14 protein-coding genes are annotated in these 17508 nt (G+C 66.0%); 7 read left to right on the forward strand and 7 right to left on the reverse strand.

What is annotated here, in order from left to right; genetic code table 11:
* The first annotated feature begins 105 nt into the window (after nt 1–105).
* Nucleotides 106–1911 (forward strand): phosphogluconate dehydratase, encoded by a 1806-nt coding sequence (gene edd / locus LCM15_RS06635; RefSeq protein WP_224854631.1) that lies wholly within the window; start codon nt 106–108, stop codon nt 1909–1911.
* Nucleotides 1912–2165: 254 nt separating this feature from the next.
* Here edd and LCM15_RS06640 read toward each other — a convergent pair whose 3' ends face one another.
* The 3 genes from LCM15_RS06640 to LCM15_RS06650 all read right to left on the reverse strand — a co-directional run bounded on the left by LCM15_RS06640 (nt 2166) and on the right by LCM15_RS06650 (nt 6692).
* Nucleotides 2166–4520 (reverse strand): TRAP transporter large permease, encoded by a 2355-nt coding sequence (locus LCM15_RS06640; protein WP_224854634.1) that lies wholly within the window; start codon nt 4518–4520, stop codon nt 2166–2168.
* 14 nt (nt 4521–4534) lie between these two features.
* The gene (locus tag LCM15_RS06645; protein ID WP_224854636.1) at nt 4535–5464 is read right to left on the reverse strand and encodes a TRAP transporter small permease subunit; all 930 of its coding nucleotides are present in this window, start codon (nt 5462–5464) and stop codon (nt 4535–4537) included.
* A 142-nt stretch (nt 5465–5606) separates the two neighbouring features.
* Nucleotides 5607–6692: a TRAP transporter substrate-binding protein gene (locus LCM15_RS06650; protein WP_224854639.1), complete on the reverse strand. Its 1086-nt coding sequence runs from the start codon at nt 6690–6692 to the stop codon at nt 5607–5609.
* Between the two features lie 229 nt (nt 6693–6921).
* Here LCM15_RS06650 and LCM15_RS06655 point away from each other — a divergent pair, with 229 nt between their 5' ends.
* Nucleotides 6922–8343, forward strand: coding sequence for a cache domain-containing protein (locus LCM15_RS06655; protein WP_224854641.1), 1422 nt, complete (start codon nt 6922–6924; stop codon nt 8341–8343).
* A complete protein-coding gene (locus LCM15_RS06660; protein WP_224854644.1) occupies nt 8340–8984 on the forward strand; it encodes a response regulator transcription factor in 645 nt (214 codons plus the stop codon). The genes LCM15_RS06655 and LCM15_RS06660 overlap by 4 nt, the downstream gene beginning before the upstream one ends.
* Before the next feature lie 48 nt (nt 8985–9032).
* On the opposite strand, the gene LCM15_RS06665 is transcribed toward LCM15_RS06660, so the two are convergent.
* Nucleotides 9033–9248 carry a hypothetical protein gene (locus tag LCM15_RS06665; RefSeq protein WP_224854647.1) on the reverse strand — a complete coding sequence of 72 codons (216 nt, stop codon included), beginning with the start codon at nt 9246–9248 and terminating at the stop codon, nt 9033–9035.
* Nucleotides 9249–9980: 732 nt separating this feature from the next.
* Between LCM15_RS06665 and LCM15_RS06670 the strand changes: the two genes are divergently transcribed.
* The 3 genes from LCM15_RS06670 to ilvN are packed head-to-tail and all read left to right on the forward strand — an operon-like array spanning nt 9981 to nt 13371.
* Nucleotides 9981–11735 carry an acetolactate synthase 3 large subunit gene (locus tag LCM15_RS06670; RefSeq protein ID WP_224854650.1) on the forward strand — a complete coding sequence of 585 codons (1755 nt, stop codon included), beginning with the start codon at nt 9981–9983 and terminating at the stop codon, nt 11733–11735.
* Nucleotides 11736–11762: 27 nt separating this feature from the next.
* The gene (locus tag LCM15_RS06675) at nt 11763–12791 is read left to right on the forward strand and encodes an acyltransferase family protein (RefSeq protein WP_224854653.1); all 1029 of its coding nucleotides are present in this window, start codon (nt 11763–11765) and stop codon (nt 12789–12791) included.
* Nucleotides 12792–12807: 16 nt separating this feature from the next.
* Nucleotides 12808–13371 (forward strand): acetolactate synthase small subunit, encoded by a 564-nt coding sequence (gene ilvN, locus LCM15_RS06680; protein ID WP_224854656.1) that lies wholly within the window; start codon nt 12808–12810, stop codon nt 13369–13371.
* Between the two features lie 156 nt (nt 13372–13527).
* Here ilvN and LCM15_RS06685 read toward each other — a convergent pair whose 3' ends face one another.
* Entirely contained in the window at nt 13528–13899 is a 372-nt protein-coding gene (locus LCM15_RS06685) for a cold shock domain-containing protein (RefSeq protein WP_224854659.1), read from the reverse strand.
* A 253-nt stretch (nt 13900–14152) separates the two neighbouring features.
* Here LCM15_RS06685 and LCM15_RS06690 point away from each other — a divergent pair, with 253 nt between their 5' ends.
* Nucleotides 14153–14950: a helix-turn-helix domain-containing protein gene (locus LCM15_RS06690; protein WP_224854661.1), complete on the forward strand. Its 798-nt coding sequence runs from the start codon at nt 14153–14155 to the stop codon at nt 14948–14950.
* An 18-nt stretch (nt 14951–14968) separates the two neighbouring features.
* On the opposite strand, the gene LCM15_RS06695 is transcribed toward LCM15_RS06690, so the two are convergent.
* A complete protein-coding gene (locus tag LCM15_RS06695) occupies nt 14969–15775 on the reverse strand; it encodes a DUF2189 domain-containing protein (RefSeq protein WP_224854664.1) in 807 nt (268 codons plus the stop codon).
* Between the two features lie 163 nt (nt 15776–15938).
* Nucleotides 15939–17504 (reverse strand): phospholipase D family protein, encoded by a 1566-nt coding sequence (locus tag LCM15_RS06700; RefSeq protein ID WP_224854667.1) that lies wholly within the window; start codon nt 17502–17504, stop codon nt 15939–15941.
* Nucleotides 17505–17508: the final 4 nt, after the last annotated feature.

Consider the following 17508-nt stretch of genomic DNA (forward strand, 5'->3'; position numbering starts at 1 on the left):
GCCACCGTTCGAGCACGCTTTACTGATAGCGCTAACCGGGTTACATGCTGGGCGCAGCGATGTCTCGCCATCCGGGCGGGACGGCCAGTCAAAGGGAGAGCTTTCATGCCGCTCGACGCCACGATCGCGAAGGTTACCGAGGCCATCGAGGCCCGGTCCGAGACCCGCCGCGCCACCTATCTCGACCGGATGCGCCGCGCCGCCGACGAAGGCCCGCGCCGTGCGCATCTGACCTGCGGCAACCAGGCCCATGCCTATGCCGCCATGGGGCAGGATCAGGGCGCGCTGGCCGAAGGCCGCGCCCCCAATATCGGCATCGTGACCTCCTACAACGACATGCTCTCGGCGCATCAGCCCTTCGAGCGCTTCCCCCAGATCATCCGCGACGCGGCCCGCGCCGGCGGCGGCACCGCGCAAGTGGCGGGTGGCGTGCCGGCAATGTGCGACGGGGTCACGCAGGGCCAGGTCGGCATGGAGCTATCGCTGTTCTCGCGCGACGTGATCGCGCTGGCGACCGGCGTCTCGCTGTCGCACAACACCTACGACGCGGCGCTTTACCTCGGCGTCTGCGACAAGATCGTACCGGGGCTGGTGATCGGCGCCGCCACCTTCGGCTACATCCCCGGCATCTTCCTGCCCGCCGGCCCGATGACATCGGGCCTGCCGAACGACGAGAAATCCCGCGTGCGCCAGCAATACGCCACCGGCGAGGTCGGCCGCGACGCGCTGATGAAGGCCGAGATGGCCTCCTATCACGGGCCGGGCACCTGCACCTTCTACGGCACCGCCAACTCGAACCAGATGCTGATGGAGTTCATGGGGCTGCACCTTCCGGGCGCCTCCTTCATCAACCCCAACACGCCGCTGCGCGACGCGCTGACCGTGGCCGGCGCCACCCGCGCGCTGGAGATCACCAAGCTCGGCAACGAGTACCGCCCGGTCTGCGACATCCTCGACGCCAAGGCCTTCGTCAACGGCATCGTGGGCCTGATGGCCACCGGCGGCTCGACCAACCTCGTGCTGCACCTGCCGGCGATGGCGCGCGCGGCGGGGATCGAGCTCGAGCTCGAGGATTTCGAGGCGATCTCCTCGGTTACGCCGTTGATGGCGAAGGTCTATCCCAACGGGCTGGCCGACGTGAACCACTTCCACGCCGCCGGCGGTCTGCAATACCTGATCGGCGAGTTGCTCGATGCGGGGCTGCTGCACGAGGATGTCAGCACCGTCGCCGGCGACGGGCTGTCGCGCTACACGCAGGAGCCCAAGCTCAAGGACGGCAGCGTGGTCTACGAGGATGCCCCCCGCGAGACCCAGAACGACAAGATCCTGCGCCCGGCCTCGAATGCGTTCCAGAAGACCGGCGGGCTCAAGCAGCTTGCCGGCAATCTCGGCCACGGCATGATGAAGACCTCTGCCGTCGACCCCTCGCGCCACGTGATCGAGGCCAAGGCCCGGATCTTCCACGATCAGGAGGCGGTGAAGACGGCGTTCAAGGCCGGAGAATTCACCGAGGACACCATCGTGGTGGTGCGCTTCCAGGGCCCCTCGGCCAACGGCATGCCCGAACTGCACGGGCTCACGCCGACGCTGGCGGTGCTGCAGGATCGCGGTCTGAAGGTGGCGCTGGTGACCGACGGCCGCATGTCCGGCGCGTCGGGCAAAGTGCCCTCCGCGATCCACATCTCGCCCGAGGCGGCCAAGGGCGGCCCGCTGGCCCGTCTGCGGGACGGCGACCTGGTGCGCGTCGACGCGGTGGCGGGCGAGATCACCTGCCTGGCGGAGGATTTCGAGACCCGCGAGCCGGTGACGGCGGATCTCGAGGGCAACGGCCACGGCGTCGGGCGCGAGCTTTTCGAGGCCTTCCGCCAGAATGTCGGCCTCGCCTCGAACGGCGCCGCCGTGGTGGTCTGAGCCGGCCCTCCCTGCCCCGGAGGCACGCTCGGCCCCGCGGTCCGGCCTGCCTCCGGCGGGGATATTTGTGGCCAGAAGAAGACCTGCCGGCGCTTGATCGCGCCCGTGTTTCTTCTGGCCGAAAATATCCCGGGGGGGAGGCGCGGCACGCGACGGGGGGGCAGCGCCCCCCTGCCCGCACAAGACACCTGTGATCCAAACGAGAAGAGCGGACCCGAGGGCCCGCTCTTTTTCTTTCGCCGGAGGATCTTCCATCAGTTCGGGATCAGGTCCGGAACGATCGTCACGATGCCCGGCAGGAACCACAGCAGCGCCAGACCCGCCACCTGGATGGCCACGAAGGGCAGCACGCCGCGGTAGATATGGCCCGTGGTGACGCTCGCCGGGGCCACGCCGCGCAGATAGAACAGCGCGAAGCCGAAGGGCGGCGTGAGGAACGAGGTCTGCAGGTTCACCGCGATCATGATGGTCACCCATTTGGGATCGAAGGAGCCGCCATAGATCACCGGGCCGACGATGGGCACCACGATGTAGATGATCTCGAGGAAGTCCAGCACGAAGCCCAGGATGAACAGCACCAGCATCACCACGAGGAACACCTTGTGCTCGTTGTCGAAGCTCTGCAGGAACTGCTGGATGTAGTGCTCGCCGCCGAAGGCGATCACCACGAGGTTCAGCAGCTGCGAGGCCACGAGGATGGTGAACACCATCGAGGTGACCTTCGCCGTCTCGCGCACCGCCGGTCCGAGCACGCCGGCCTTGAACAGCACCCAGCAGGCGAAGAACAGGCCGAACAGCGCGTAAAGATAGGCCGCCTGCGCCACGATGAAGGCGATCCAGCTTTCGGCGCTGACCTCCTCGGCATTGACCCGCAGGTCAAAGTTGCTGCCGACGAGGATCATGATGATCACCGCGAAGGTCGACCACAGGATGATCTTTGGCGAGCGGTCCTCCTCGCGCAGTTTGCGGTAGGCCGCGAGCATGATGGCACCGGCCGCCCCGAGCGCCGCCGCGGGCGTCGGGTTGGTGATGCCGCCGAGGATCGACCCCAGCACCGCCACGATCAGGACCAGCGGCGGGAAGACCACGCGGATCAGCTCGTTGTGCGACAGGCGCTGCGCCGCGTGCTTGCAGCCGTAAAGCGCCAGCAGCCACGGCACCGCCATCAGCAGAACCGTCACCCCCGAAGAGGTGGTGGGCCCGATGAACAGCGCATCGACCACCAGCCCCAGCGCCAGACCGGCGGCGCCGATCTGAAGCGGCAGTGGCTCGGAGCTGGGCGACACCGCCCGGCCCCAGGCCAGCACGATGCCGAGCAACACCGTCAGGATCGCGATGCCGGTGCCGATGGGCGCGGCGCCCGCGATCTTGGCGGCGGTGGCGGCGACGCGCTCCTCGTCCGAGAGCCGGTGGCCGGTGTCGACACCGCCCGCGGCATCGATCTCGGCCTGCTGGGCGACGGCGTCGTCCCAGGCGCTCTGACCGTGCAGCTCGATCATCGCCGCCTGGCACTGCTCGCCCACGTTGGTGCGCAGGCTGGCGGACTGGCCGGCCTCGGAGAAGCTCGAGATCACGGTCGACTGGCTGCCCACCACGTTGATCTGGCTGAAGCCGATGGTCGCCACGATGAGCAGCAGCGGCACGCCGAGATACCAGGTGAAGGCCTCGCCGCGGGTCACCGGCTCGCCCATGCTGCCCGAGCCACGCACCGGCGGTGCCTTGGACGGGTTCAGCATCGCGAAGCCGAAGGCGTAGAGCGCGTAGAGCACGGCCAGCAGGATGCCGGGCAGCAGCGCCGCCTGGAACAGCGTGCCCACCGAGACCACCGCCGGCTCGCCGAGATAGGTCAGCGCGTCGGTGCAGCCCATGGACTGCGCCCGGGCTTCCTGCGCGGTCGAGTAGAGATCGCCCGCCAGCGTGCCCAGAAGCACGATCACGATGGAGGGCGGAATGATCTGCCCCAGCGTGCCGGAGGCGGCGATGACGCCGGTGGCCAGCTCGGGCGAGTAGTTGTTGCGCAGCATGGTTGGCAGGGCCAGCAGGCCCATGGTGACCACGGTGGCGCCGACGATGCCGGTGGAGGCGGCGAGGAAGGCGCCCACCACGACGATCGAGACCGCAAGACCGCCGGGCAGCGGGCCGAACACCCGCGCCATGGTCTTGAGCAGGTCGTCGGCGATCTTGGACCGCTCGAGCACGATGCCCATCATCACGAACATCAGCACCGCGAGCAGTGTCTCGATGCTGGCGCCCGCGATGACGCGTTCGTTCACGCGGTTGACGATGAACGACACGTTGCGGTCGAGCGCGACCTCCCAGCCCTGCGCAAAGACCGGCATGTCATAGCGCGGCAGGTCCGGGTAGCGGAAGATCGAGATCGAGTCCTCGCGCACACCGGACGCGACCAGGCTGCGATAGGCCTCCGAGCCGCTGTCGATCGCCTGGTGAATGAGCAGGCCGGCACTGTCGAGCGCGGCGATGATGAAGAACGAGATCACCCCGGCGCCGCCGATGGCAAAGGCCACCGGGAAGCCCGAGAGGATCGCGGAGAAGAGCGTGAGAAAGACGATGATCAGGCCGATCTCGACGCCATCGAGTCCGAATAGCATTTACTGTGTCCCTCTCAGAATTCGGCGTGGTCGTAGGCTTCTTCGCCTGGCTCGACCCAATCGTGATCGTGGTATTTTCCCTCGCTCTCCGGGCCTTCCTTCCACTCGAGGTAGGACCGCCAGAAGAAGGTCGCGGCCTGCAGGAAGATGAAGGCGCACATCGCGACGATGAGGATCTTGAAGAGGAAGTAGGCCGAGAAGCCGTTGGGGCTGAACGCGATGGTTTCGACGTTCCAGCGCAGCGCGCGGGCCTTCATCACCAGACGTTCGAGGGTCTCGGAGGCCGAGGGGTTCGGCACGATCAGGTGGCGCCACAGGAAGAACCACGAGTAGAGCCACATCAGCGTCGCCATCGGCATCATGAAGAACAGGCTGCCGAACATGTCGATGATCTTCTTGGTGCGGTATTTCACCGGCGCGTAGATCAGGTCGACGCGCACGTGCCCGCCCTGGATGAAGGTGTAGGCCAGGCACAGCGTCACCACGATGGCGTTGTAGAGCTTGAGCTCTTCCGACCACCAGCTGACATCGAAGGTCACCGGCAGGCCGAAGCCGAACGAGATGTCGGGCCGGGCGAAGATGCGCTGCACGAAGATGATCACCACCTGCTGCAGCACCATGATGAGGCCGGCCCACGCGGCGATGCGGCCCACGGTGTTGCCGAAGGCCTCGCAGCCGCGCACCAGCGCCCACATGAAGCCGTTGCGCCACATGCCGATGCCGGTGAGCACCAGGAAGGTGGTGAAAACGATGAAGAAGAACTCGACCGATGCGCCGTAATACACGAACCGCATGATCGCTTCCTTGTCCGACCAGTCCAGCCAGCTCGACGGATGCGTCAGTGCGTAGCCAAGATTGTAGAAGGACATGGCTATATTGCCGAAAAACCAGCCCAAGCCGCCCAGAATTGCACTGAACGCTCCGCCGGTGGCCGCCTCTTCCATGACCTGTGCCCCTGTCTCTTGCGGTGTATTGCGTCCTGCCGGCCGCGCTCCGTCCCGGGGAGCGCCGCGGCGCAGGTGTCTTGTCGAAAAGCGATGACGCCCCCGCCCGAGGCGGGAGCGCCGATCTTGCCTCAGCGGAGTCTCAGAGACCCATGACGCGGTTACGCTGGGCCGAGAACGCGCCTTCCGAGCGGCTGCCCCAATTGGCCGAGCTTTCCAGCGACGCCATGTAGCTGTCGTAGGCCTTCTTATAGAGTTCGTCGCCCATCGGCTCTTCCATGACTTCCTTGGCGGCGGCGCCGAAGGCATCCCAGACGCTGTCAGGGAATTCCATCAGGGTCACGCCACCGGACTGCAGGCGCTGAAGCGCGGCCGAGTTGTTGGCCATGAACAGCGACATGGTCCAGATGTTGGACGCGCGCGAGACCTGCTCGACGATGGTCTGCTGCGCCGGGGTCAGGCTCTCGTAGACCTCGAGGTTCATCGTCAGGTTAAGGTTCGGGCCCGGCTCGTGGAAGCCTGCGGTGTAGTAGATCTTGGTGATCTCCTGGAAGCCGGCCTTCTCGTCGGCCCACGGACCGATCCACTCGGTGCCGTCGATCGCGCCCGAGGACAGCGCCTGGTACACTTCCGCGCCCGGCAGGTTCTGCACCGAGGCGCCGAGCTTGCCCAGCACCTGGCCACCCTGCCCCGGCATCCGGAACTTGAGGCCCTGGAAGTCTTCCGGCGAGTTGATCTCCTTGGCGAACCAGCCGCCCGACTGCGGGCCGGTGTTGCCGGCGGGGAACGCCTTGAGCCCGAAGATCGAGTACAGCTCGTCGCAGAGCTCGCGGCCGCCATCATGGTAGAACCAGTTGGCGTATTCCATGAAGTTCATGCCGAACGGCACCTGGCTGAACAGGCTCAGAGCCGGGTGCTGGCCAAGGAAGTAGTAGTCCACGCCGTGATACATGTCGGCCTGGCCGGCAGAAACCGCGTCGAACACCTCGAAGGCGCCGACAAGCTCACCGGCGGCCTTCACATCGACGGTCAGGGCGCCATCGGTGGCGGCGGTGATCTGGTCGGCACAGTACTGTGCGCTGTCGTGAACGCCGGCGAGGCCACGGCCCCAGGTGGTCACGAGGGTCAGGGTCCGCTTGCCCTGCGCATAGGCCGGGGCGGCCAGCGAGGTCGCGGCAGCGGCAGCGCCGCCTGCAGTGGTGGCCCTCAGAAAGGAACGACGATCCATGAATATCCTCCCATGGTATTTGTTGCGCGCGCCGCTCCTCCGACCCGCGCGGATCGTTAAGTCCGGCCACACTAGTTCGTGAAGTCCCCCGCGCAAATACCCATTGCTACGGATACCGGTAGCAATCTTGCGCCAAAGACCCGCAAACCGGGCATTTGATACCCGCGCCAGTGGGTCAGCCTTCGGTTTCGTGGTTTGATCGGACCCGAATCACCGTTTATCGAAAGCCATGCCCGCGATTCCCGACCGCCTGCGCCCAAGCTACGGACAGATCCTGTTCCTGCTCGCCTCCGTGCCGCTGATCCTCGCTGCGGCGGCGATCGCGGCGGTGGTGGCGTGGCAGTCGCGCGCCGTGGCCGAGCGCGAGATCCGGGCGCTCGAGACCACCCTCATCGAGACCAAGAAGCAGGAGCTGCGCAACTACGTCACGCAGGCGCGCAACGGCTTCTATTTCATCTACGGCAACGCCGCCCCGGATGACGCGCAGGCCAAGACCCGCGTGGCGCAGATCCTCGCGGCGATGATCTATGGCGAGGACGGCTCGTTCTTCGTCTACGATTACGACGGCACCAACCTCGTGTCGCCGCGCCGCACCTCGATGATCGGCAAGGACTGGTCTGGCCTCACCGACAGCGAGGGCACGCCGATCACCGACCGGCTGATCGAGATCGCGCGGGAGGGGTCGGGCTATCACACCTATCTCTGGCCCAAGCCCTCGACCGGCGAGGACGCGCGGATGATCACCTTCGTTCTGGGCTTTCAGGACTGGCAATGGGCCGTTGGCACCGGCGTCTGGATCGACGACATCGTCGAGGAGGTGGCGCTGGCGCGCGCCGGGGTCGAGGCGCGGGTCCGGCGGACCTTCCTTTATATCGGGGGCATCACGCTGATCGCCCTCCTCACCGTGTTCCTCTCGGGCCTGATGATGAACCTGCGCGAGCGGCGGCTGGCGGATGCCAAGCTGAAGGAACTGACCCAGCGCGTGTTCGACGCGCAGGAGGAAGAGCGCGGCCGGGTCGCGCGCGAGCTGCATGACGGCATCAGCCAGATCCTCGTGGGGGTGAAATACGCCCTCGACATCGCGCGGCGCCGGCTCGCCACCGGGGACGCCCGCGCCGAGCAGGCGCTGGAGCGCGGGCAGGAAAACCTCTCCGGCGCCATTCAGGAGGTGCGCCGGATCAGCCGCGACCTGAGGCCCGGAACCCTCGACGATCTCGGGCTCGGCCCGGCGCTGAAGACCCTGACCGAGGATTTCCACACCCGCACCGGCATCGAGACGCGGTTCGAGACCGTGGTGTTCCGCAACCGCATCGATCAGGAGGGCCGCATCGCGCTCTACCGCATCGCGCAGGAGGCCCTGACCAATATCGAGCGCCATTCCGGCGCCAGCCAGGTCGAGATGGACCTGCGCGGCCATCGCCGCGGCGCCACGCTGCGGGTCTCGGACAACGGCTGCGGCATAGCCCCCGAGGAAAGCCACAGACGCGCGGGGATCGGGCTGCGCAACATGCAGGAGCGGATGGATCAGCTCGGCGGCACCCTGCGCGTCTTGTCCTCGCGCTCGGGCACGGTTATCGAAGCCCAGATCCCCCTGTCCCACCTGCTGCCCCCCGAAGACGGGGCGGCCAACCCGCCGAGGGCACGCGCATGACCCGTCCCACCCGAGTTGTCATCGTCGACGATCACCCGCTCGTGGCCGAAGGCATCGAGGCCATCCTCGAAAGCTATGACGACATCGAAGTCGCGGCCACGCTGTCGGGCGGACAGGAAGTGATCGACCGGCTCGAGGCGCTGGCGCCGGACGTGATCCTGATGGACCTCAACATGCCGGGGCTGAACGGGCTGTCGGCGACCGAGATGATCCTCGAGCAACGGCCCGAGACCCGTATCCTCGTGCTGTCGATGCACGACACGCCGGAATACATCTCGAACGCGCTCGGCCACGGGGCGATGGGCTACGTGCTCAAGGACGTGCCCACCGACGAGATCAAGCGCGCCATCGACGCGGTGATGTCCGGCGAGCGCTATCTCTGCACCGGTGCCGAGGGCGCGCTGCGCCCGGTGATGTCGGGTGGGCGCGAACAGCTGACCAACCGCGAGCAGACGGTGCTGCTGCAGCTGGCGCAGGGCAGGTCGAACAAGGAAGTGGCACAGGTGCTGGATATCTCGGTGCGCACCGTCGAGACGCACCGCAAGAACATCAAGCGCAAGCTCGGGATCAGCTCAACCGCCGGCCTCACGCGTTACGCGCTCGAGCACGGTATGCTGCAAGGCACCGGGGTGAATGTCTGAAAGACGTTGATCGGCCCCGACCGCTGCGGGCGCGGGCGCGATCCGGTGTCAGATGAGCGGGCCGACCTGCGGGTGGGATGCGTCCGAGGTCGCAATGGCGGGGATCACCTGCGGCTGAACCTGCACGTCGCGCGCAATGTCGCCCTCGTCGACCTGCAGGCTGCCCATGAGGTGCACGACCGCGAGCAGCGCCATCAGGATGCCGGCCCGTACCATGGTGAAATCACGGCCCGATTTCAGGCGGTTGGCACAGTAGAACCCCATGTCACTCTCCCTTCGGTGTTATTGACCTGTTTTGTTCGTTGTGCCGGGAGAACGTGTTTCACGCAACTCACGAAGCCGCGCGGAGGCGTGACCGCGACGCCGCGTCGCGCGTGCGGCTCAGCCTTTGGTCGGCGCTGCGACGGATGGGCTCGAGCGGCAGGGAGCACTTACCTCGCCAAGGCGGTCAGGGTTCCAAGCACGGAGAGCCAGCGCTAGAGCCTGTGGACATTGACCACGAGCAAAGGACCGGAAAGCCCGGCTCTGGCGTCATCAGGTCACCGCCCCGAGGGCAGTTCCTGCGCCCCCCTTCCCGCCGCCCTGCCCTGCGCGGGTCCGACGCCGCGCGCCGATCAGGCCGAACCATGCCGGATACACTGCTCAACCGAGGTCCGCGCCCCCCAAAAAGGGTTAACGATGCTGTCCCATTTCGCGAAACGGCAGTTTTCTTTACCGAAATGTCCCAAAAGCCGATCCAAAAGCAACTTATGGAAAAACAAACTCACCCGCTCACGTGTTTTTGCCGGTTTGCGAGGTTGACGCCCCTGTCCCATCCTCCTAAGGTCCGGCGGCGCAATGAAGGAGTCCACACCGTGGATCGTCTAGTAGTAATCATTGGAAAATGGCGCATGGGCCGGTAACTCGGAACCATATTGGTCCCCCATGCGCCCCCGAAATCCTCGGGGGCTTTTTTGTGCGCAAGACAATGAATGACGTCGTAAACGGAGACACGCGATGACACGTCAGATGACCGGAGCGAAAATGGTGGTTCAGGCCCTCAAGGATCAGGGTGTGGACACGGTATTCGGCTATCCCGGCGGCGCCGTTCTACCGATTTATGACGAGATCTTTCAGCAGAACGACATCCAGCACATCCTCGTCCGTCACGAACAGGCCGCGGTGCACGCTGCCGAAGGCTATGCCCGCTCGACCGGCAAGGTCGGTGTTGCGCTCGTCACCTCGGGCCCCGGTGCGACCAACGCGGTCACCGGCCTCACCGATGCGCTGATGGACTCGATCCCGATCGTCGTGCTTTCGGGCCAGGTGCCCACCTTCATGATCGGCTCGGACGCCTTTCAGGAGGCCGACACCGTCGGCATCACCCGACCCTGCACCAAGCACAACTGGCTGGTGAAGGACACCGCGGACCTGTCCTCGGTGCTCCATCAGGCATTCCACGTCTCGGCCTCGGGCCGCCCCGGCCCGGTGCTGGTCGACATCCCCAAGGACGTGCAGTTCGCCAGCAGCAGCTATACGCCCAAGCCCAAGGCGCCGGTCGGCCACTACCAGCCGCAGGTCAAGGGCGACATGGAGACCATCACCGCGCTGGTCGAGGCGATCGAGACCGCCGAGCGCCCGGTGTTCTACACCGGCGGCGGCGTGATCAATTCCGGCCCGGCGGCGAGCCAGCTCCTGCGCGAGCTGGTCGAGGCCACCGGCATTCCGATCACCTCGACCCTGATGGGCCTCGGGTCCTACCCCGCGTCCGGCAAGAACTGGCTCGGGATGCTGGGGATGCACGGTCTCTACGAGGCCAACCTCGCAATGCATGGCTGCGACCTGATGATCAACATCGGCGCCCGCTTCGACGACCGCATCACCGGCCGGCTCGACGCGTTCTCGCCGAAGTCGAAGAAGGCGCATATCGACATCGACCCGTCCTCGATCAACAAGGTCATCAAGACCGACCTGCCGATCGTCGGCGACGTGGGTCACGTGCTCGAGGACATGCTCAAGGTGTGGAAGGCGCGCGGTCGCAAGGTCAACCGCGAGGCGCTGGCCAAGTGGTGGCGCCAGATCGAGGAGTGGAAGCAGGTCAAGTGCCTGTCCTACAAGGGCTCCGAGACCACGATCAAACCGCAATACGCGCTCGAGCGGCTCGAGGCGCTGACCAAGGGGCGTGATCGCTACATCACCACCGAGGTCGGGCAGCACCAGATGTGGGCGGCGCAGTATCTCGGCTTCGAGGATCCCAACCGCTGGATGACCTCCGGCGGCCTCGGCACCATGGGCTACGGCTTCCCCGCTTCCGTCGGCGTGCAGGTCGCGCACCCGGAGGCGCTGGTGATCAACGTCGCGGGCGAGGCCTCGTGGCTGATGAACATGCAGGAGATGGGCACCGCGGTGCAGTATCGCCTGCCGGTCAAGCAGTTCATCCTCAACAACGAGCGGCTGGGAATGGTGCGCCAGTGGCAGCAGCTGCTGCATGGCGAGCGCTATTCCTCGAGCTGGTCCGAGGCGCTGCCCGATTTCGTCAAGCTCGCCGAGGCGTTCGGCGCCAAGGGCATCATCTGCAAGGATCCCGCCGATCTCGACGACGCGATCATGGAGATGCTGAACCACGACGGCCCGGTGATCTTCGACTGCCTCGTCGAGAAGCACGAGAACTGCTTCCCGATGATCCCGTCGGGTGAGCCGCACAACAAGATGCTGCTCGGCGATGCTCAGGCCACCAACGCCATCGCCGGCAAGGGCGCCGTGCTGGTCTGAGGACCGCACGGCCGGAGGGAGGCCAAGGTGAGCCCGGTCGCGACCGCCACGCGCGTTGATGCGCCCATCACCCCCGCCGCAGGGCGGGTGGCCTGGCTCGACCAGGCCAAGGGCGTGGGCATCGTGCTCGTGGTGGTTGGCCATTGCTGGCTGGGGCTGGCGGGATCGGGCATTCTGACCGATCCCGCCACCGTCGCGACCGTCGAGCAGCTGATCTACAGCTTCCACATGCCGCTGTTCTTCCTGCTCTCGGGCTACACGTTCGAGGGCTGGGCGCGGCGGCGGAAGATCGGAGAGGCGCTCTGGAGCCGGGTGCTGCGACTGCTCTGGCCGCTGGTGCTGTGGACCTACGTGTTTGCCGCCTTCAAGATCGCGGCAGGCGCCGCCGCCAATTCGCCGGTCGGCCTCGACGCGCTGCTGGTGCTGCCGCTGCCACCGCAGAACCACCTGTGGTTCCTCTGGGCGCTGTTCCTCCTGCACGCGCTCGCGCTGCCGCTCTGCGCCCTGCCCCGGAGGCCGCTGCCCACCGTCGCGTGGGGCGGGCTGTTTCTCGCGGTGCTGGCGGTGGTGCTGTTCTCGGGCATCGATTTCGGCGTGCTGTTCAGCCCGGCCGCGATCCACGCCGCGGTCTTCGTCCTGGGCATCTGGCTGGCGCGCCTGTCGCTGCCGCGGTTCGGGTTTGCCGCAGGGTGTCTCGCGCTCGCGCTCTTTGCCGGGATCGACGCCGCGGGGCTGACGGTGCCGCACCTGCCCGACCGTCTCGGCCCCTATCTGCCGGTCTCCATCGCTCTGAGCCTGTGCCTGTGCGCGGCGCTGGCGGGGCTGGTGCCAGCCCGCAGCGCGCCGGGGCGCCTGCTCGCGTGGCTCGGCATCCTTTCGATGCCGATCTTCCTCGCGCACACGATCTTCTCTGCCGCCACGAGGGTGGCGCTGCAGCGCGTCAGCGATGACGCCACGCTGCACTTTGTCTCCGGCACCGCCATCGGCTTGGCGGGACCGATCCTATTGAACGCGCTGCTGCGCAAATTCGCCGACCCGCGCCTTGCCGGGTTCTGACCAGAAAGGAACGACCATGTCCGCGCTACAGATCAAGAAGGGCTCGTCCAAGCATTCGGCCTACAACCTGCGCCCGACCTTCTCGGATGTGCAGGAGGCGCACACCATCACCGTGCTGGTCGAGAACGAGCCGGGCGTGCTGGCCCGCGTCATCGGCCTGTTCTCGGGCCGCGGCTACAACATCGACAGCCTGACCGTGGCCGAGGTCGACCACGAAGGCCACCTGTCGCGCATCACCATCGTCACCACCGGCACGCCGCAGGTGATCGAGCAGATCAAGGCGCAGCTCGGACGCATCGTCTCGGTGCGCGATGTGCACGACCTGACCGCCGAAGGCAGCTCGGTCGAGCGCGAGCTGGCGCTGATGAAGGTCTCCGGCAGTGGCGACAAGCGCGTCGAGGCGCTGCGGCTGGCCGATATCTTCCGCGCGCAGGTCGTCGACTCGACGCTGGAAAGCTTCATCTTCCAGCTCACCGGCGCCCCGGACAAGATCGACGCCTTCGCCGACCTGATGCGCCCTCTGGGCCTCGTGCAGGTCGCGCGCACCGGCGTCGCGGCCCTCTCGCGCGGCACCGCCTGAGCCCCTCGCCGCGCACGAATGACGGCCCGGACCGCTCAGAGAGCGCGCCCGGGCCGTATCTTCAGGGTCATGCCGAAGAGACAGACACAAAAACGCCCGGCCTTTTCGGAGGCCGGGCGTTTCTGCGTGAGTGGCGTGTGAGTGGTTGCCGCGAAATCAGCTTACGTGAACCGCGCGGAGCGGTCCGGTCGTATAGGCGGGAATGCGACCCCGGAAAGGGATCACGTTCCCGGTCTCTTCTGGCACCGTCGGGCCGGTGTTTCGGGATGCATCAGCGTGTCGCAGCGCCTGAGCGAGACCGGGATAATGATTCTGCGCCAGCCGTCGGGGATTATGAGCGAGGCGCAGGTTCTCTTCCTGCTTGAGATCGAATTCGATGAGATCGCCTTCGTCGAGCGAAACGCCGTCATGCACGTTCGACTCGGCGTCGTGATACAGCGCAAGGTCTCCGTGATCCTCGCACCAAATGACAGCTTTCTGATCTTTGCGGTCGGCCCAAAGCACGACCCCGTACATCGTCTGCGACATTTTCACGTTCCCAACAATTCGATGAGAACCAAGGTGGATCATTTTCGGGACACATCACACTCCGCTAAACGTGTCTCTGGGTTGCAATTTGTGACAATTTCTATATTTCTTGATGCCAAGGCGCGTCAATTCTGACGCGACTTGGCGTCAGACGGGAATTTTGTGTGTGTTTTCCCTGATTTGACGACAAGGTTTCGCCACAATTTTTCGGCCCTTGGCGGCTGTCCGGATACAAGTCGTGACAAACAGACCCATGAAACACCGGAGTCCGGCCGAATTGAGAGGCGTCTTTGGCGCGAATCTGCGTCAGCTCGGACAAAGTTCGGCATCTGTTTCGCAACTTTGCCGCGACTTGGGTATCAACCGTACTCAATTTAACCGGTACCTTGCCGGAGAGAGCTTCCCGCGTCCAGACGTTCTTCACCGGATCTGCAATTTCTTCGGTGTTGATGCGCGCATTCTGCTCGAACCGGTCGATGAGATCGGCGGAGACCCGAAAGGGCTGCTGCATCACCCCTATATCGCGGATTTCGTCGGCGGCGGTCTCGTCGTTCCAATCGCCGAGGACGAGTTTCCATCGGGCTTTTACCGGTTTTCCCGTGCCTCTTTCACCGATCCGGACAGCTTCATCGTCGGGCTGGTGCAAATTTCACGGCGCGACAATTTTGCCTTCCTGCGTGGCTTCGAGCCGAAAGCCGCGATGGAAATGCACGGCATGTCGACCGATGCGCCGACACGGGAGTTTCGCGGGTTGGTGATGCCGCAGGCGGAGGGGCTGGCAATTCTCGTGAGCCGGCGGGACTCGGTCACCAGTTCGTTCAACTACCTCGCGCGGATTCCGGCGCTCGCCAAGATCTACTGGGTCGGCTACACGCTGCGCACCATGCCCGAGAGCCCGACCACACGGCGTGCCGCGCGGCTGGTCTATGAGTATCTCGGCCACGACATGCACCAGGTGCTCGCGACGGCCCGCAACGCGGGCTACGTCACCGAGGACAAGCTTCCAACGTTCCACCGCAAGCAGCTGCGGATCGGCGAGCCCTTCGTCTGAGATCAGCGCCGCGTGGCGTCAGGCGGCGACAGGGTCGCCCGCCCCCTCGGGGGCCGCGCCAGACCTGATGAGGTCGTAGAGGTGCCATGTCGCATGACCGAGCAGCGGCAGCACGACAAAGAGACCCAGGAAGGCCGGCAGCATCGCCAGGAAGGTCGCCACGGCAATGAACGCGGCCCAGGCGAACATCACCACGGGGTGCGCCTGCACGTACTGGAACGAGGTGATCATCGCGGTGACGAAATCCACTTCACGATCGAGCAGCAAGGGCAGCGCCAGCACCGTGATCATGTAGAGCAGCGCTGCAAAGCCCGCCCCCACCACCGAGCCCACGCCCAGCATCGTCAGCCCCTCCGCGCTGAGATAGACATCGAAGCTCGTGGAGACGTTGGTCATCACCGACAGCCCCAGGAACAGCGCAAAGATCATGTGCGCGAGGAAGAACCAGAACAGAAAGACGATCACGATCACCGCGCAGATCGAGGGCAGCTGACGCTTGGACTGGCGCAGCACGACCCCGAAGATCTGCGCCCAGTCCAAGGGCAGACCGTGCTCGAGCCTGCGGCTCACGTCGTAGAACCCGACCGCCGCGAACGGCCCCAGCAGCGGGAAGCCAATCGCCGCCAGCACCAGCCAGTAGCTTTGCCCTGTGGCCCAGGTGATCCAGCTCATGATCAGGCCGGCCAGCACGTAGAAGCCCGCGAAGACCAGCGCAAAGCCCGGTGCGCGCCGCATGTCGCGACCACCGCGGCGCAGCGCCTCCTTCAGCGTGGAAAAGCTGACCTCTCCGAGCGGCGGCACGCCGTGCTGCGGCAGCTCTTGCATCGCGCCCCTCCCTGTCTCTGGCATCCCGAACCTCCCTCTCGCACGTCCTCGCCTCCGGGTCAGAGTGTAACCCGGACCCCGTGGCCCCGCGCAAGATCTCCGCGCGCGGAAATGTTCCCAAGCGGCGCGAGGACAGGCCAGCGGTCTCGGCTGCCAGACGCGGTCAGAGCTGCCCGCCGATCGGCAAGAGCCCGTACAGCCGGCTGGTGAATGCCCGCCAGTGCGACATGATGGGCTCACCGCGGTGAAGCACCAGCGTCCGGGCATCGCGCCGTTCCTGCCAGAGCAGGTCGCCGTCGTCGTCCAGCGTGACCCGATAGGCGTTCTCGACGAGGGCCTTTCGGAACAGATCCGTCGCTTCGGTTGCCAAGGCGGGACTGTCGATCAGAATGCCCATCTCGGTGTTGATGCGGACCGAGCGCGGATCCCAGTTGAACGAGCCCACGAAAAGATGGCGCCGGTCGATGGCGAAGGCCTTGGTGTGTAGCGAGGACTGGGACGCGTCCAGTCCCAGCCGGACCCGGTCGGGCCGTGCGCTGTCGGCGCGCAGCTCCCAGAGCGCCACGTTCCGGCGGAGCAAAGCGCTGCGCCACAGCGCATAGTGTCCATAGACCGAGAGCACGTCGGTCGAGTCCATCGAGTTGGTCAGCACCGTCACCTCGACCCCGCGATCCGCAAGACCGCCAAGCAGGTCCACCCCCTTCCGCCGCGGCACGAAATAGGCCGAGGACACGAAGAGTTCCTCCTGCGCGCCGGTGATGTAAGGCAGGATCTGGCCGGTGACCGTTTCACTACTGCGCGCCCGTCGGCTCGACTTCTCCACCGGATCGGCAATCACCCGCGCCGGAACCCAGTTCAGCCGGGTCTTCGCCCCGGGGAGGAACGAGTCCCGCCCCGCCGCCAGCGCCTCACCGTAGGGCGTGCGCAGCGCTGCCTGCACGCGGCGCCCGAGCCGCTCGCGTGCCACGGCGAGCGACAGCCCGTCGCCCGCAACTGCCGCCACCGGCACGGCCTTCTCGCTATTCCAGTAGTCGTCGAAATGCCGGGAAACCTCGGCGGCCACCGGCCCTGCCGCCAGCAGGTCGAGATCGTTGTAGTTGCTCTCATCCTTGGCGGCGAAGTACTCGTCCCCGATATTGCGCCCGCCGACCAGCGTGACGACATTGTCGAAGGTCATCGACTTGTTGTGCATACGCCGGTTCACGCGCAGGAACTCGAGCGCGGCCACCACCGGCCGCGCGAGGCCGCGCGGGAACGGGTTGAACAGGCGGATCTGCACGTTGGGATGCCGGGCCAGCGCGGACAGGATGTCGTCATAGGCCGCCGCATCCATGTCATCGAGCAGCAACCGCACGCGCACGCCGCGATCCGCCGCGCGCATCAGCTGGCCGACGAAGAGATGACCGGAGGGATCGTCATGCAGAAGGTAATACTGCGCGTCGATGCTGCGCTCGGCGCGCTCTGTCAGTCCCAGCCGCAACGCCAGCGCGGTGGGACCGTCGCTCACCAGCGCCACGCCGGAGCGCCCATCGCCCGGATCGCCAAGCGCCCTCACCTGCCGCCCAAGCCGGGTGCCCTCGCTCTGTGTGAACGCGACGCTTTGCTGCCTGGGATAGTCCGCGCGCCATGCCGCGGCGCAGCCGGAAAGCAACGACAGGGCCAGAAGGCCTGCCATCAGCCACAGGCCGCGGCGCCCTTTCCCGGCCGCTGTCATGATCGTGTCGCTCATCGCC

This window comes from Salipiger bermudensis (assembly GCF_020171625.1).
Taxonomy (GTDB): domain Bacteria; phylum Pseudomonadota; class Alphaproteobacteria; order Rhodobacterales; family Rhodobacteraceae; genus Salipiger; species Salipiger bermudensis_B.

Coding starts and splice junctions, on each gene's coding strand:
- LCM15_RS06660 (WP_224854644.1), top strand. CDS start 8,340: ATGACCCGTCCCACCCGAGTTGTCATCGTCGACGATCACCCGCTCGTG.
- LCM15_RS06655 (WP_224854641.1), top strand. CDS start 6,922: ATGCCCGCGATTCCCGACCGCCTGCGCCCAAGCTACGGACAGATCCTG.
- LCM15_RS06685 (WP_224854659.1), bottom strand. CDS start 13,899: ATGTCGCAGACGATGTACGGGGTCGTGCTTTGGGCCGACCGCAAAGAT.
- LCM15_RS06670 (WP_224854650.1), top strand. CDS start 9,981: ATGACACGTCAGATGACCGGAGCGAAAATGGTGGTTCAGGCCCTCAAG.
- LCM15_RS06690 (WP_224854661.1), top strand. CDS start 14,153: ATGAAACACCGGAGTCCGGCCGAATTGAGAGGCGTCTTTGGCGCGAAT.
- LCM15_RS06695 (WP_224854664.1), bottom strand. CDS start 15,775: ATGCAAGAGCTGCCGCAGCACGGCGTGCCGCCGCTCGGAGAGGTCAGC.
- LCM15_RS06645 (WP_224854636.1), bottom strand. CDS start 5,464: ATGGAAGAGGCGGCCACCGGCGGAGCGTTCAGTGCAATTCTGGGCGGC.
- LCM15_RS06700 (WP_224854667.1), bottom strand. CDS start 17,504: ATGAGCGACACGATCATGACAGCGGCCGGGAAAGGGCGCCGCGGCCTG.
- ilvN (WP_224854656.1), top strand. CDS start 12,808: ATGTCCGCGCTACAGATCAAGAAGGGCTCGTCCAAGCATTCGGCCTAC.
- LCM15_RS06650 (WP_224854639.1), bottom strand. CDS start 6,692: ATGGATCGTCGTTCCTTTCTGAGGGCCACCACTGCAGGCGGCGCTGCC.
- LCM15_RS06665 (WP_224854647.1), bottom strand. CDS start 9,248: ATGGGGTTCTACTGTGCCAACCGCCTGAAATCGGGCCGTGATTTCACC.
- edd (WP_224854631.1), top strand. CDS start 106: ATGCCGCTCGACGCCACGATCGCGAAGGTTACCGAGGCCATCGAGGCC.
- LCM15_RS06640 (WP_224854634.1), bottom strand. CDS start 4,520: ATGCTATTCGGACTCGATGGCGTCGAGATCGGCCTGATCATCGTCTTT.